The organism is Arthrobacter sp. 10T413_2 (genome assembly GCF_056394205.1).
In genome coordinates, this window is the sequence record NZ_JBFTHK010000111.1 from 1 (window position 1) to 13888 (window position 13888).

The following is a 13888-nucleotide window of genomic DNA, read 5'->3' on the forward strand; positions in this document are numbered from 1 at the left end:
GGCCAGGAGTTCCTGGACCTGACCCTGCCGAAAATCCGGCGCGCCCGGGCCGCGATCGACCGCTCGGGCCTCAAGGTGGCCTTGCAGGTGGACGGCGGCATCACCGCGGACACGATTTTCCGGGCCGCCGAGGCCGGCGCAGACGTCTTCGTGGCCGGCTCGGCCGTGTACGGCGCAACTGACCCTGCAGAGGCAATCGAACAGCTCAGGGTTGCCGGCAGCCGCTGAGGACGGCGCGGCCCGGGCAAGCGCGCGGGGGCGGTACGGGGCCGGACTGCCGCAAAGATTACTCGGACCGTAATGTACGCGGCCGGGAATAGCCGGAGACCAGCCMGGGTTGTGTCAGAATAACAACACACATACGTGCTCCGGGGTCGGTGTAAGTCCGAACCGGCGGTGATAGTCCGCKACCCGCGCGCCAGGGCCTCTCTTCGGAAAGGTGCCAGCAAACGGTTGAATCGGTGAAATTCCGGTACCGACAGTTAAAGTCTGGATGAGAGAAGCACGTACAGCTGTTACTGCGGCGCCCAGATGGCGCCGCATAATTGTGCTTTCGTATACCCCCGGAGCCATCGCGGTTCTAGAGGGAAGGAACGACACACATGAACTTTCTGCGATGGCTCTTCCAAGCACAGGTCCCGGTATTCGGATCTGTCCTGTTTCTTCGTGAAGTGCCTGGCACCATCTCCGGGCTGGCCCCGGCCCTCGGCGGCATGYGCCGCCGGGTATGGGCAGCCCCTAAGATGACMGTCTCCACTGTGGCCGTCCCCGACGTGGGGGTTATGGCATGAGCGGCAGTCACCTGGCCCCCAGAGCTTCTTTGGGCGAGTCCGACGCCGGAGTCCCCTTCAGCGCCGCGGAACGTGCGGCCATGCAAGCTGCCTTCGCTGCCGCGGCGCAGGGTCCGCGGGGCGCCAACCCTCTCGTGGGCGCCGTCGTTCTTGGATCCGACGGGTCGCCCCTCGTCACCGGGTATCACCGCGGGGCAGGGACTGCCCACGCCGAGGCTGACGCGATTGCCCAGGCGCAGTCKGCGGGTTTGKATCTCCGCGGTGCTTCGATGGTGGTGACCCTGGAACCGTGCAACCACTGCGGACGCACCGGGCCCTGCGCCCAGGCGATCATCAACGCTGGCATCACCGACGTCATCTACGCCATCGATGACCCTCATGATCCGGCCGCCGGCGGCGCCGTGACGCTCCGCGCCGCGGGTGTCCGCGTCCGGTCCGGGTTGGCGGCCGACGCCGCGCTGGATTTGAACCGGCGCTGGTTCGACGCCGTCGCGGCCAAACGGCCCTTCGTCACGCTGCATATCGCACAGACCCTCGACAGCCGCATTGCTGCCGGCGACGGCACCAGCCAGTGGATCTCCAGCCCGGAGTCCCTCGCCGACAACCACGCGCTCCGAGGCCGGATTGACGCCATCCTGGTCGGCACACAGACGGTGCTGGTTGACAACCCCCGGCTTACGGCCCGGAATTCTGACGGCGAGGAGTCCGGCAAGCAGCCGCTGCGCGCCGTGATGGGCTACCGAGGCATACCCGAGGACGCGGCCATCCACGGCGCGGACGGCAACGTCCTGCACCTGGCGACCCGTGATCCGCGCGAGGCCCTGGACCAGCTGTTCCAGAGCGGCGTCCGGCACCTCATGGTGGAAGGCGGTTCCCGGATCCTGAGCGCATTCCTTACCGCCGGCCTGGTCGATGAACTCATCGTCTACCTGGCGCCGACGCTGCTCGGCTCCGGAACGCCCGCCCTCGACGACCTGGGCATCACCACCCTGGCCGATGCCCAACAGTGGGAATGGGACTCCGCGTCCGGGGGCGCCGTCCGGATGCTCGGCCGCGACCTCCGGCTGCATCTTCGCCCGGCCAGCCCCGCGAGCCCCGGCAGCGCGCCCGGCGTGGAGAGCCCGGCCGCCACCTCTACTTCATCCGATACAACCCCGCACCGCAATGGCGCGGACACCGCCGMAGGAGGCAATTGATGTTTACCGGAATTATCGCCGAGCAGGGAAAGGTGCTGTCCGTTGAGCGCAACGGCGATGTCAGCGCCACCGTTCGGCTCCACGCGCCCGGCACCACGGACGGCCTCGCCTTGGGTGGTTCCATCGCGGTCAACGGCGTCTGCCTCACGGCCACGCAAATCGACGGCAAGGACTTCAGCGTCGACGTCATGGGCGAGACCCTCAACCGCAGCACCATCGGTGAACTCACTGCCGGCGATCCCGTCAACCTGGAGCGCTGCGTCCCGGCCGGGGGACGGCTGGACGGTCACGTCGTTCAGGGGCATGTCGACGGCGTCGGGCAGCTTCTGGAACGCGAGGGCCTCGGCAACTGGGACCGGCTCCGGTTCGGTGTGCCGGCCGGACTGGCACKGTACATCGCCGAAAAGGGCTCCATCGCCGTCGACGGCGTCTCCCTCACGGTCACTGCCGTGAGCCCGGCGAACGATCCGGCGCCCTGGTTTGAAGTCGGGCTGATCCCCACGACCCTGGCGGAGACCGGCCTGGGCAGCAAGCCCTTCGGCGGCCGGGTGAACCTTGAAGTCGACGTGCTGGCGAAATACACCGAACGCCTGCTGTCCTTTGCCAGCGGAACGTCGCCCGCAGCGCACCGGGCGTCCGCGGGGCCCACCGAAGAAGGAGCCCAAGAAGCAGCACTCACGGAAGGGGCAGCGAAATGAGCCGCGTCAAGGACCAGGCAGGCCATGTCCTGGCTGAAGAACTCCGCCCCGTCGCGGAAGGCGCCGCGGCAGACTCAGCCGCGCACCCGACTGCACACCCGGCTGCAGACCCAGCCCGGACGGGCCTCGATCTAATCGAGGACGCCATTGCCGCCATGGCCGCCGGGCGTCCCGTCCTCGTGGTGGATAACGAGGACCGCGAGAACGAAGGCGACATCATTTTCGCCGCCCAGCACGCGACGCCGGCACTGATGGGCTGGACGGTCCGCTACAGCTCCGGCGTGATCTGCGTACCGCTGGCCGCCGACCGGGCCGACGCCCTCGCGCTGCCGCCCATGGTGGCCATCAACGAGGACGCCAAGGGMACCGCCTACACCGTGTCCTGKGATGCCGCCGTCGGAGTCAGTACCGGAATTTCTGCCACGGACCGCGCCCTGACAGCCAGGATCCTGGCCGACCCGCAAAGCCAGCCGAAATMCCTGACCCGTCCCGGGCATGTTTTTCCCCTCCGCGCCGTTAAGGGGGGAGTGCGGGAACGTCCCGGCCACACCGAAGCGGCTGTGGACCTGTGCCGGCTGGCKGGACTGGAACCCGTGGGAGTKATTGCAKAGCTGGTGTACGACAACGGAGAAATGATGCGGCTGGACGGACTACGCGGCTTCGCCATTGAGCATGGCTGCCCCCTGATTTCGATTGCGGATCTGGTGGCCTACCTCGAAGCAGGGCAGCACGACAGCTATGCAGCGGATCCCGTCTGATGGAGGAGAAATAGTGACGACTTCTAAGACACGAGAAGAAGCGGCCATGGCAGGTCAGCCGCATCCGGTCAGCGCAGGACCCATCGTCCAACTGCCCACCGCATTTGGCGATTTCGTGGCMCAGGCCTGGACCGATCTGGCCACCGGAGCCGAACACCTGGCGGTCAGTTCACCGATGCAACCTGTGGACGGGATGGCCCCGCTGGTCCGCCTGCACTCGGAGTGCCTCACCGGAGACGTGTTCGGCTCSTACCGCTGCGACTGCGGCGAACAGCTGGCCTATGCCCTCGAGATGATCAACGAGTTCGGCGGTACGCTGCTCTACCTGCGCGGCCAGGAGGGCCGCGGGATCGGCTTGGCGAACAAGATGAAGGCCTATGCCCTGCAGGAGGCCGGATTCGACACTGTGGAGGCCAACGAGCAGCTCGGGTTGCCCGTCGATGCGCGCTGCTACAAGGCCGCGGCCCAGATCCTCGCCGATATGGGCCTCCACKAGATCCGGCTCCTGAGCAACAACCCGGACAAGCAGGACCGGCTCGCCCAGGCAGGCGTCAAGGTGGTGGAGATGGTCCCCACTGAGGTTCCTTCCAGGGAACAGAACATCCGCTACCTGCAGACGAAAAAGGACCGGATGGACCACCGCCTGGTTCTGGACGTTGAACCGGCGCCGGCCGGATTCGAGCACGACCAGGACTGACCCGGAGGCCCTCCAGGCCGTTCCACCCCGCTTCACCCGCCAGCCCGCCGTGTCCGGCAGCCTAAGCTGCCCGGCAGGGCGGGCTGGCGGCGGACCAACCACCAGACCCAACAGCAAGGAATTCCCATGAGTGGCCACGGCGCCCCCCAGATCGACCTCAGCACGTTCAAGCCGGAGGAAACCTCGCGGCTCAAACTGGCCATCGTGGCCGCGAGCTGGCACACCCAGATCATGGACGGGCTCCTTGACGGAGCCCTGCGTGCCGCGAAGGACGCCGGCATCAGCGAGCCGACCGTCCTGCGGGTGCCGGGCACGTTTGAGCTCCCCGTMGCAGCTGCCCGGCTGGCACMGCACTTCGACGCCGTCGTGGCGCTMGGCGTCGTCATCCGTKGCGGGACGCCGCACTTCGAATATGTCTGCGAGGCAGCCACCCTGGGCCTGACCGAGGTGAGCGTCCGCACGGGCGTGCCCGTGGGCTTCGGCGWGCTGACGTGMGATACCGAACAGCAGGGCATCGACCGGGCCGGCCTGCCGGGTTCCACCGAGGACAAGGGGCACGAGGCCGTCACCGCCGCCCTGGCCACGGCAGTGACCCTCAAGCAGTTCGGCTGAGCACCGCTTCACCCCAGACAATTCACCCCGGACGACCGGAGCCCGCACAACTGCAGCCGCCCCACCCGGGGCGGTCGGCACCCCGCCGGCCGCCCGGTCTGTGATTGACCTGCTGTGCAATGCCTCACATCCCGTTCGTCATGCAAGGGCCCGGCAGGCGTTCCCGCGCCGGGAGCAAGTAGGCTTGGGGGCGTGAAGAATTTCGAGTCGCTGTTCGCAGAACTGAGTGAAAAGGCAGCCGTCCGCCCGGAAGGCTCCCGCACCGTCGCCGAACTGGATTCCGGAGTCCATGGCATCGGCAAGAAGGTCGTGGAGGAAGCAGCCGAGGTCTGGATGGCTGCCGAGTATGAATCCGATGAAGCCGCCGCTGAGGAAATTTCGCAGCTGCTGTACCACCTGCAGGTTCTGATGCTCGCCAAAGGACTCACCCTGGAAGACGTCTACAAGCATCTCTAGCCGCGCCCGCACGGAAACCGCCAGGACTCATCCGGCGGAACCCGCGCACCGCGTGGCCGACGTGCCCCAACAAAGACCTTCCACACCCAAGAGAGACTTTTCCCATGCTTAGAGTTGCCGTCCCCAACAAGGGATCCCTGTCCGAAGCCGCCTCCGCCATGCTTGCCGAGGCCGGCTACCGCCAGCGCCGCGACACCCGCGAACTGGTMATGGTGGACCCGGACAACKACATTGAGTTCTTCTTCCTGCGTCCGCGCGACATCGCMGTGTAMGTGGGCCAGGGAACGCTCGACGTCGGCATCACGGGCCGTGACCTGCTGCTCGACGCCGAGGTCGAGGCCGAGGAGCTGCTGCCGCTGGGCTTCGCCKCGTCCACCTTCCGCTTCGCCGGCCCCGTGGGCGATTTCACCACCATCGAACAGCTCGAGGGCAAGCGCCTCGCCACGAGCTATGACGGTCTGCTGCGCGGCTACCTGGCCGAGCGCGGCATCAAAGCCAAGGTGGTCCGCCTCGACGGCGCCGTGGAATCCTCCGTACGCCTCGGCGTCGCGGACGCGATTGCMGACGTCGTCGAGACCGGCACCACGCTCAAGGCCGCCGGCATGGAGATTTTCGGCGAGCCGATCCTGAACTCAGAGTCGGTTCTGATCGGCCGCAAGGGCGAGCAGAACCCGGCCACCGAGGTGCTGATCCGCCGGCTCCAAGGCGTGCTCGTGGCGCGGCAGTACGTGCTGATGGACTACGACATCCGCAAGGAGCTCGTGGAGCAGGCCGCCGGGCTGACACCGGGCCTGGAGTCGCCGACCGTCTCTCCGCTGCGCGATTCGGACTGGGTGGCCRTCCGCTCGATGGTGCCCAAGCGGGAAACCAACCGCATCATGGACGAGCTCTACGACCTCGGCGCCCGCGCCATCCTGGTCAGCAGCATCCACGCCTGCCGCATCTGAGCGCCCACCTGCCGAGTCCCTCCAGCAAACATCAGGAGAAGTCATGACTGTTGCCGTGCGCGTCATCCCGTGCCTCGACGTCGATGCCGGCCGGGTGGTCAAGGGCATCAACTTTGAAGGGCTCCGCGACGCCGGTGACCCGGTGGAACTGGCACACCGCTACGATAACAGCGGCGCCGACGAGCTGACCTTCCTTGACGTCACGGCGTCATCCGTCAACCGGGAGACCACGTTCGACGTCGTCCGCCGCACCGCCGAGGAAGTCTTCATCCCGCTGACGGTCGGCGGCGGTGTCCGCGGCGTGGCCGAGGTGGACAAGCTCCTGCGCTGCGGCGCGGACAAAGCCGCCATCAACACTGCCGCCGTGGCCCGGCCGGACGTGATCGACGAGATCACCCGGCACTTTGGGTCCCAGGTCCTGGTGCTTTCCCTCGACGCCCGGCGCACCCGCCCGGGTTCGAAGCCCACCCCGTCCGGCTTCGAAGTCACCACCCACGGCGGACGCCAGGGGACCGGGATCGACGCCATCGCGTGGGCCCGGGAAGCTGCCGACCGCGGCGTGGGGGAGATCCTGCTCAACTCGATCGACGCCGACGGCACCAAGGACGGCTTTGACCTGGAACTGATCCGGCTCGCCCGTGCAGGGGTCAAAGTGCCGCTCATCGCCTCCGGCGGCGCCGGCAAACCCGAGCACTTCCCGCCGGCCGTGGCAGCGGGCGCCGACGCCGTCCTCGCGGCATCGGTCTTCCACTTCGGGCCCCTTGACATGATCGCCCAGGTCAAGGCCGCGATCCGGCAGGCAGGCTTCGAAGTCCGCTAGGAATCGTTGTGCCTGGGCCCACGCCCGCCGGGTTCCCTGGCCAGGGAGCCGACGCGGACTTGCKAGGTTAGGGAGCGGGTGGGCATTCGAGGTCCGCTAGGAATCGTTGGTTGTRCCTGGGCCCACGCCCGCCGGGTTCCCTGGCCGAGCTTGCGAGGTTAGGGAGCGGGTGGGGATTAGAGGCCGACCTCGGCGGACTGCAGGAGCGCGACGGCATCCGGCTGGCCTTCGAAGGTCACGAGGGCGTGGCGTGTGCGGCCGTGGGCGTGCATGAGGAGTTCCCCGGGCTCGCCGACGATGGCCACCGACACGGGGGCTCGCTTGGCCACGTGCCGCGGGCCCGAAGGGCTCACCAGCACAATGCCCAGGTCCACKCCGCGGTACAGGATGGCCGCCCGCTTGACGAGTTCGTCCCACAGGGCGTCCGAGTAGGCCTCGTCCAGGGCCCGCGGTGCCCAGCGGTCCACGGCGCGGCGCACGTCTTCGGTGTGCACAAAGTATTCGATCAGGTTGGAGCTCTCGTCCAGGGCCTTGATCCGCAGCGGCGACRGCGCCGGGGGACCGGCCCGGAAGGCGTTGACCAATTTGGCGTAGTCCTCGGGGGTCTTCAGCGTGCCGGCGAGTTCGGCCGTGGCCTGGTCCGATGCCTTGGAAAGGCGTTTTATCAGCAGGCCAAGTCCGACGGCGATTTTCCGCTCGCGCAGGTACAGGTGCGCGGCAAGGTCGCGGGTGAGCCACCCCGTGCAGAGCGTGGCGGCATCAGGGCCGGCTGCCAGCAGGGTTTCGGCCAGGACTTCTCGGGACGGTTCGACGAAATGCATCACTTGTGAAACTAGCACGAGACGGCCGCGCGTGGGCACAGGAATCGCCGCCGCAGGGGTGCGTGACGGCTGCATCCGGCGGGGGAGCGGCGGGGGAACGCGGAAGGCGTGTCGAAGAGCGGCCAAGTGTTAAGCGGGAGTGTTAAGCGACGGCGTGGACCCGCAGGCCAGCGGCCTGCCCGGAGGCACTAGACTTGATCTGATGTCTGAGCAGCCCGCCCCCGCCACCAGCCCCGCCAACGCTGTCCCCAGCGACGCCGTTGACACCGGCGCCGTCATATCCGGCGACGCCGTCTCCAACGTAGCGCCAGCGGCCCCGGTTTCCCCGGCCAGCCCCCTGCCGGCCGGACTGGCGGACGCCCTGAAGCGCGACAGCGCCGGCCTGGTGGCCGCGATCGTCCAGCAGTTCGACACCCACGAGGTGCTGATGCTGGGCTGGATGGACGACGAGGCGCTGCACCGCACCATGACGAGCGGCCGTGTGACTTTCTATTCACGGTCCCGCCAGGAGTACTGGCGCAAGGGCGACACCTCCGGGCACGTCCAATGGGTCAAGTCGCTCGCCATGGACTGCGACGGCGATGCCCTGCTGGTGCGGGTAGACCAAGTGGGCGCAGCCTGCCACACCGGAACCCGGACCTGCTTCGACGGCCGCGAGATCGACGCCGTCGTCGGCCATGGCGGCTAAGCGCCCCCGGCGCGGAAACCCGGCAGAGCACTCCGGCACCCCCACAGCTTCACTGACCGGACCACAGGCAGGATCCCACGACCGGATCCGCTACGGGTCCCACTAAAGAACAGGCGGAAAGCACAGCCATGCAGGACCTTGGAATCATCAGCCCTGGCCTCGAAGAGTTCCGTGAACTCGCAGGCCACAGCCGCGTCATCCCCGTCCGGCTCAAGGTGCTCGCTGACGCCGAAACCCCCATCGGGCTCTACCGCAAGCTCGCCCACGGCCAGCCCGGAACGTTCCTGATGGAATCGGCGGCGGTCGGCGGATCCTGGTCCCGCTACTCCTTTATCGGCTCCCGCTCCCGCGCCACCCTGACTACCAAGGACGGCCAGGCGTACTGGCTGGGCGAGCCGCCGGTCGGCGTGCCGCTGGACGGCAACCCCGTGGACGCCATCCGCGACACCGTGGCGGCGCTCCGCACCGACCGTTTCGACGGCCTCCCGCCGTTCACCTCCGGTCTGGTCGGATTCCTGGGYTGGGAAACCGTCCGGCACTGGGAGAAACTGACCAGCCCTCCGGAGGACGACCTCGAACTGCCGGAACTGGCCCTCAACCTGGTCACGGACATGGCGGTCCACGACAACATGGACGGCACTGTCCTGCTGATCGCCAACGCCATCAACTTCGACAACAGCTCCGAGCGCGTCGACGACGCCTGGCATGACGCCGTCGCCCGCGTGAAGGCCTTGCTGGAAAAGATCAGCAGCCCCGTCAAGCAGCCCGTCTCCGTCCTGGAAACCGCCGCGCTCGACTTTGCCTCGAGCGTGCAGGAACKCTGGGACGAGACCGACTACCTCGCCGCCCTGGACCGCGGCAAGGAAGCCATCGTGGATGGCGAGGTCTTCCAGGTGGTGATCTCGCGCCGCTTCGAAATGGAATGCGGCGCGGACCCCCTCGATGTGTACCGGGTCCTGCGGAACACCAATCCCAGCCCGTACATGTACCTCTTCAGCTTCGAGGATGCCGCGGGCCGCGAGTACACGATCGTTGGCTCCTCGCCGGAGGCCCTCGTCACTGTGACCGGGGATGAGGTCATCACCCACCCGATCGCCGGGTCACGGCCGCGGGGCAAAACGGTGGAAGCGGACAAGGCACTGGCCGAGGAACTGCTGGCGGACCAGAAAGAGCGCGCCGAGCACCTGATGCTGGTCGACCTGTCCCGCAATGACCTTTCCAAGGTCTGCGTCGCTGGATCCGTCGACGTCACGCAGTTCATGGAAGTGKAGCGCTTCAGCCACATCATGCACCTCGTGTCTACGGTGGTCGGCAAGCTGGCTCCGGAGGCCAAGGCCTAYGACGTCCTCAAGGCCACGTTCCCGGCAGGCACCCTTTCCGGAGCCCCGAAGCCGCGGGCCCTGCGCCTCCTGGACGAGCTTGAACCGCACCGGCGGGGAATCTACGGCGGCGTGGTGGGGTACCTGGACTTCGCCGGCKACATGGACATGGCGATCGCGATCCGTTCGGCCCTGCTCCGGGAAGGCCGCGCGTACGTCCAGGCCGGCGGCGGGATCGTTGCTGATTCGGTCAACCCCACCGAGGCCCAGGAAACCGTCAACAAGGCCGCCGCGCCGCTGCGCGCCGTCCACACCGCCGGTTCGCTGCACAACATCACCGCCGACCAGGTGCCCGACGCCGCCACTGTGCCCGATGCCGCGTCGGTGTCAGACGCCGGGGTGGACAACTGATGGGGGAGCCGGAAGCCATCGTCAAGACCACCGCAAGGCCGGCCGTTCCTCGCTGGGCCCGCAAGTCCACGCTTGTCCTGGTGATCGCCGCCCTGGCGCTGGCCGTCTTCGGAACCACCACGCAGACCTGGCTGACGGTGCACCTCGATCCCGCCCAGCTCGGCGGCGCCGTGGCCAGCCAGAACGGCCTGCAGGTCCAAGGCAGCAAAGCCGCCACCACCGTGACGGCCCTGGCCCTCGTTGCCCTCGCCGGGGGTCTCGCGGCCTCCATCGCCGGGCGCGTGGCGCGCTGGGTCATCACCGTCATCATCGTCCTGGCCGCAGCGGGCATCGTGGCCGCGGCCGCCGTCGTGCTGGCGGACCCGCTGGCAGCGGCCCAGGGATCCATCGCGGCCGCCACCGGAATCAGCGGCAGCAACGTCCAGGTGGACGTCACCGTCTTCCCCGTCCTGGCCGTCGTCGCCGGGTCCCTGCTGGGGATCTGCGCCCTCGCGATCGTGCCCGCCGGCCGGTACTGGAAGAGCCGCACCAAATATGACGCGGCGGCCGCCACGCCCGCCGACGGCGGGACTGCAGTTGGTGGTACTACAGCCGCAGCGCCCGCGGACGAGATTGACAGCTGGGACCGGTTGTCCCGAGGGGACGACCCCACCTGAGCCGATGCCGCGGGCGCACCCAGTGACACCGCCAGCAACGCGGCCAAAACACACAGCCAAAAAATGGCAGAATGTAAGCAGTATTTATCCTGAGGAGATTTCAATGAGCAAAGCCACTGTTTCCGCATCTACGTCCGCTGCTTCGAAGGGCGTCTACGGCGACGTCGATCACAGCGAAGCGCCGGGTCACGGCAATAGCCCGGCCGCGTGGACCTGCGTGATCGTGATGCTGATCGGCGCCCTCATTGCGTCCATCGCCTTCGTCATCGCCAACACGCCCGTCTTTATTGCCGGCGCAGTCGTCATGGTGATCGGCCTGCTGGCCGGYTGGGTCATGCGCAAGGCCGGCTACGGCGTCGGCGGCAGCAAGCTGAAGAACTCCGGCCACTGAGCGTGAGCGTTCTCGACGACATCAATGCCGGTGTCAGGGAGGATATGGAGGCGCGCCAGCGCCTCGTCACGCTCGCGGAATTGAAGGAGCGTGCCGCCGCGGCGGCACCTGCCCGCGATGCCTGGGCGGCCCTGGGCGGGAACTTAAGCCCGCGGGACCAGCTCAAAGTGATTGCCGAGGTCAAGCGCCGGAGCCCGTCCAAGGGCCGGCTCGCGGAGATCGCCGATCCCGCTGCCCTCGCCGCGCAATACGCCGACGGCGGGGCCGCCGTCATCAGCGTCCTAACCGAGGAACGCCGCTTCGGCGGCTCGCTGGCTGACCTCGACGCCGTCCGGGCAGCCGTGGACATTCCGCTGCTGCGCAAGGACTTCATGATCGACGAGTACCAGATCTGGGAAGCCCGTGCCCACGGCGCCGACCTGATCCTGCTGATCGTGGCCTCGCTCTCCKACGCCCAGCTGCGCGAGTTTACGGCCCTCAGCCGCGAACTCGGCATGAACGTGCTGGTGGAGACCCACACGGCCGAGGAAATCGAGCGCGCCGTGGCTGCCCAGGCCCGGATCATYGGCGTCAACGTSCGCAACCTCAAGACGCTCGACGTCGACCGATCCGTCTTCGCGGACCTGGCCGGCGGGATTCCCGCCGGTGCGCTCGTGATCGCCGAGTCCGGGGTGCGCGATGTCCAGGACGTCAGCCACTACGCAGCCCGCGGCGCCAACGCGGTCCTGGTGGGCGAGGCGCTGGTCAGCGACACGACCCCCCGCGAACGGATCGCAGAATTCATGGCCGCCGGCGCAACGGCAATCGCCGCCCGCGCCTGAGGCAGGCCGGTCCGGGCGTCTGCGTCCGGGCCGCGAGCGGTACCGGGCCCGCAGTTGCCCGGACAACGAKCGGATCTCATGTGCAGATCCCCAAAGCTAGCAGTGGAACAGGATGGTGAGACTGATGGTTGATGCGCCAGCAGCCGGCTCAGACGAAAGTGCCGTGGACGCGTTCCTGCAGGGCGACMGCCCCCAGGAACAGCCCACGCAGGGCGAACCATCCCTGCGGCACGCCCCAGGACCGTACTTCGGGAACTACGGCGGCCGATGGATGCCGGAGTCGCTCATCGCAGCCCTGGACGAACTCGAGGACACCTTCGAGAAGGCCAAGGCCGATCCTGAGTTCACCGCCCAGATCGCCGACCTGAACAAGAACTACTCGGGTCGGCCTTCACTGCTGACCGAGGCCAAGCGCTTCGCCGAGCACGCCGGGGGTGTCCGGATCTTCCTCAAGCGCGAGGACCTCAACCACACCGGCTCGCACAAGATCAACAACGTCCTGGGCCAGGCGCTGCTCGCCAAGCGGATGGGCAAGACCCGCGTCATCGCCGAAACCGGCGCCGGGCAGCACGGCGTGGCCAGCGCCACCGCGGCTGCCCTGCTCGGCCTGGAATGCGTCGTCTACATGGGCGCCGAGGACTGCCGCAGGCAGTCCCTCAACGTGGCCCGGATGGAACTCCTCGGCGCGACGGTCATCCCGGTGACCAACGGCTCTCAGACCCTCAAGGACGCCATCAACGAGGCCCTGCGCGACTGGGTCGCGAACGTGGGCACCACCCACTACCTGCTGGGGACCGCCGCMGGCGCGCACCCGTTCCCGGCGATGGTCCGCTACTTCCACGAAGTAATCGGCGAGGAAGCCCGGGCCCAGATCCTGGACCAGACGGGCCGGCTTCCGGACGCCGTCTGCGCCTGCATCGGCGGCGGCTCCAATGCCATCGGCATCTTCCACGGCTTCCTCGATGACCCCTCGGTCAAGATCTACGGCTTCGAAGCCGGCGGCGAGGGCGTCGAAACCGGACGCCACGCAGCCACCATCACCCTCGGCAAGCCGGGCGTGCTGCACGGCGCACGGTCTTACCTCATGCAGKACGACGACGGCCAGACCATCGAATCGCACTCCATCTCGGCGGGCCTGGACTACCCCGGGGTCGGCCCCGAGCACTCCTACCTCGCTGACATCGGGCGGGTCAGCTACGAGCCCATCACGGACAGCGAAGCCATGGAGGCCTTCCGGCTCCTCTGCCGCACCGAGGGCATCATCCCCGCCATCGAGTCCGCGCACGCCCTAGCCGGCGCCATCAAGGTGGGCCAGCGGCTAGCTGCCCAGGGTGACGCGTCAGACAAGATCGTGATCGTGAACCTCTCCGGCCGCGGCGACAAGGACGTCGCCACCGCCGCGGAATGGTTCGACCTGCTGGACAAAGACTCACCCGAAGCCGAAATCGCCAAAGAGGGGGAACAGCTGTGAGCACCACCCACGACGGCGCCAACCAGGCAGCCGCACAGCACGCCAGCAAGTCGGCCGCCGCCATTGACCGCGCCCGGGCCCAGGGCCGGGCAGCCCTGATCGGCTATCTGCCCGCCGGCTACCCGAGCGTTGAAGACACTATTGCCGCAGGCATCGCGCTGGCCGAGAACGGCGCCGACCTCATCGAAATCGGCATCCMGTACTCGGATCCKGTCATGGACGGCCAAGTCATCCAGGCGGCCACCACGGAGGCCCTCGCGAAGKGCTTCCACGTCCGGCAGGTCTTCGACGTCGTCCGCGGCATCACGAGCAAGACCGACGCTGCCGTCCTGGTC

At 67.8% G+C, this 13888-nt stretch carries 16 protein-coding genes, 1 pseudogene and 1 riboswitch; of the genes and pseudogenes, 16 read left to right on the top strand and 1 reads right to left on the bottom strand.

Going from position 1 to position 13888, the window contains the following annotated elements:
• The 9 genes and pseudogenes from AC1DBQ_RS16005 to hisF all read left to right on the top strand — a co-directional run.
• Window positions 1–228: pseudogene (locus tag AC1DBQ_RS16005) on the top strand (ribulose-phosphate 3-epimerase); the annotation flags it as partial.
• A 131-nt stretch (window positions 229–359) separates the two neighbouring features.
• Window positions 360–510: riboswitch (FMN riboswitch) on the top strand.
• Window positions 511–787: 277 nt separating this feature from the next.
• On the top strand, window positions 788–1987 hold the full coding sequence (gene ribD, locus AC1DBQ_RS16010; RefSeq protein WP_476929444.1) for a bifunctional diaminohydroxyphosphoribosylaminopyrimidine deaminase/5-amino-6-(5-phosphoribosylamino)uracil reductase RibD: 1200 nt from the start codon (window positions 788–790) through the stop codon (window positions 1985–1987).
• Window positions 1987–2685, top strand: coding sequence for a riboflavin synthase (locus AC1DBQ_RS16015; protein WP_476929445.1), 699 nt, complete (start codon window positions 1987–1989; stop codon window positions 2683–2685). Before ribD ends, AC1DBQ_RS16015 begins: the two co-directional genes overlap by 1 nt.
• Window positions 2686–2840: 155 nt before the next feature.
• A complete protein-coding gene (gene ribB, locus AC1DBQ_RS16020; protein WP_476929456.1) occupies window positions 2841–3443 on the top strand; it encodes a 3,4-dihydroxy-2-butanone-4-phosphate synthase in 603 nt (200 codons plus the stop codon).
• 46 nt (window positions 3444–3489) lie between these two features.
• Window positions 3490–4140: a GTP cyclohydrolase II gene (gene ribA, locus AC1DBQ_RS16025; RefSeq protein ID WP_476929457.1), complete on the top strand. Its 651-nt coding sequence runs from the start codon at window positions 3490–3492 to the stop codon at window positions 4138–4140.
• A 126-nt stretch (window positions 4141–4266) separates the two neighbouring features.
• Window positions 4267–4752, top strand: a complete 486-nt coding sequence (gene ribH / locus AC1DBQ_RS16030) for a 6,7-dimethyl-8-ribityllumazine synthase (protein ID WP_476929446.1) — start codon at window positions 4267–4269, stop codon at window positions 4750–4752.
• A 192-nt stretch (window positions 4753–4944) separates the two neighbouring features.
• Window positions 4945–5208 carry a phosphoribosyl-ATP diphosphatase gene (locus tag AC1DBQ_RS16035; protein WP_018772463.1) on the top strand — a complete coding sequence of 88 codons (264 nt, stop codon included), beginning with the start codon at window positions 4945–4947 and terminating at the stop codon, window positions 5206–5208.
• 104 nt (window positions 5209–5312) lie between these two features.
• A complete protein-coding gene (gene hisG, locus AC1DBQ_RS16040; RefSeq protein ID WP_476929447.1) occupies window positions 5313–6155 on the top strand; it encodes an ATP phosphoribosyltransferase in 843 nt (280 codons plus the stop codon).
• Window positions 6156–6198: 43 nt separating this feature from the next.
• Window positions 6199–6975 carry an imidazole glycerol phosphate synthase subunit HisF gene (hisF, locus tag AC1DBQ_RS16045; RefSeq protein ID WP_476929448.1) on the top strand — a complete coding sequence of 259 codons (777 nt, stop codon included), beginning with the start codon at window positions 6199–6201 and terminating at the stop codon, window positions 6973–6975.
• Window positions 6976–7151: 176 nt separating this feature from the next.
• On the opposite strand, the gene AC1DBQ_RS16050 is transcribed toward hisF, so the two are convergent.
• Entirely contained in the window at window positions 7152–7796 is a 645-nt protein-coding gene (locus AC1DBQ_RS16050) for a TIGR03085 family metal-binding protein (RefSeq protein WP_476929458.1), read from the bottom strand.
• A 202-nt stretch (window positions 7797–7998) separates the two neighbouring features.
• On the opposite strand from AC1DBQ_RS16050, the gene hisI reads away from it, so the two are divergent.
• From hisI to AC1DBQ_RS16085, 7 genes are all read left to right on the top strand, one after another.
• Window positions 7999–8484: a phosphoribosyl-AMP cyclohydrolase gene (gene hisI / locus AC1DBQ_RS16055; protein ID WP_476929449.1), complete on the top strand. Its 486-nt coding sequence runs from the start codon at window positions 7999–8001 to the stop codon at window positions 8482–8484.
• Between the two features lie 128 nt (window positions 8485–8612).
• On the top strand, window positions 8613–10214 hold the full coding sequence (locus AC1DBQ_RS16060) for an anthranilate synthase component I (protein ID WP_476929450.1): 1602 nt from the start codon (window positions 8613–8615) through the stop codon (window positions 10212–10214).
• Window positions 10214–10870: a Trp biosynthesis-associated membrane protein gene (locus AC1DBQ_RS16065; RefSeq protein ID WP_476929451.1), complete on the top strand. Its 657-nt coding sequence runs from the start codon at window positions 10214–10216 to the stop codon at window positions 10868–10870. Before AC1DBQ_RS16060 ends, AC1DBQ_RS16065 begins: the two co-directional genes overlap by 1 nt.
• A 103-nt stretch (window positions 10871–10973) precedes the next feature.
• Window positions 10974–11261: an HGxxPAAW family protein gene (locus AC1DBQ_RS16070; protein ID WP_476929452.1), complete on the top strand. Its 288-nt coding sequence runs from the start codon at window positions 10974–10976 to the stop codon at window positions 11259–11261.
• Window positions 11262–11263: 2 nt separating this feature from the next.
• Window positions 11264–12082 carry an indole-3-glycerol phosphate synthase TrpC gene (gene trpC / locus AC1DBQ_RS16075; protein WP_476929453.1) on the top strand — a complete coding sequence of 273 codons (819 nt, stop codon included), beginning with the start codon at window positions 11264–11266 and terminating at the stop codon, window positions 12080–12082.
• Window positions 12083–12206: 124 nt separating this feature from the next.
• Window positions 12207–13553, top strand: coding sequence for a tryptophan synthase subunit beta (gene trpB, locus AC1DBQ_RS16080; RefSeq protein WP_476929454.1), 1347 nt, complete (start codon window positions 12207–12209; stop codon window positions 13551–13553).
• Window positions 13550–13888, top strand: a 339-nt coding sequence (locus AC1DBQ_RS16085) for a tryptophan synthase subunit alpha (protein WP_476929455.1), incomplete at its 3' end; no start/stop codon positions are given. The genes trpB and AC1DBQ_RS16085, both read left to right, overlap by 4 nt.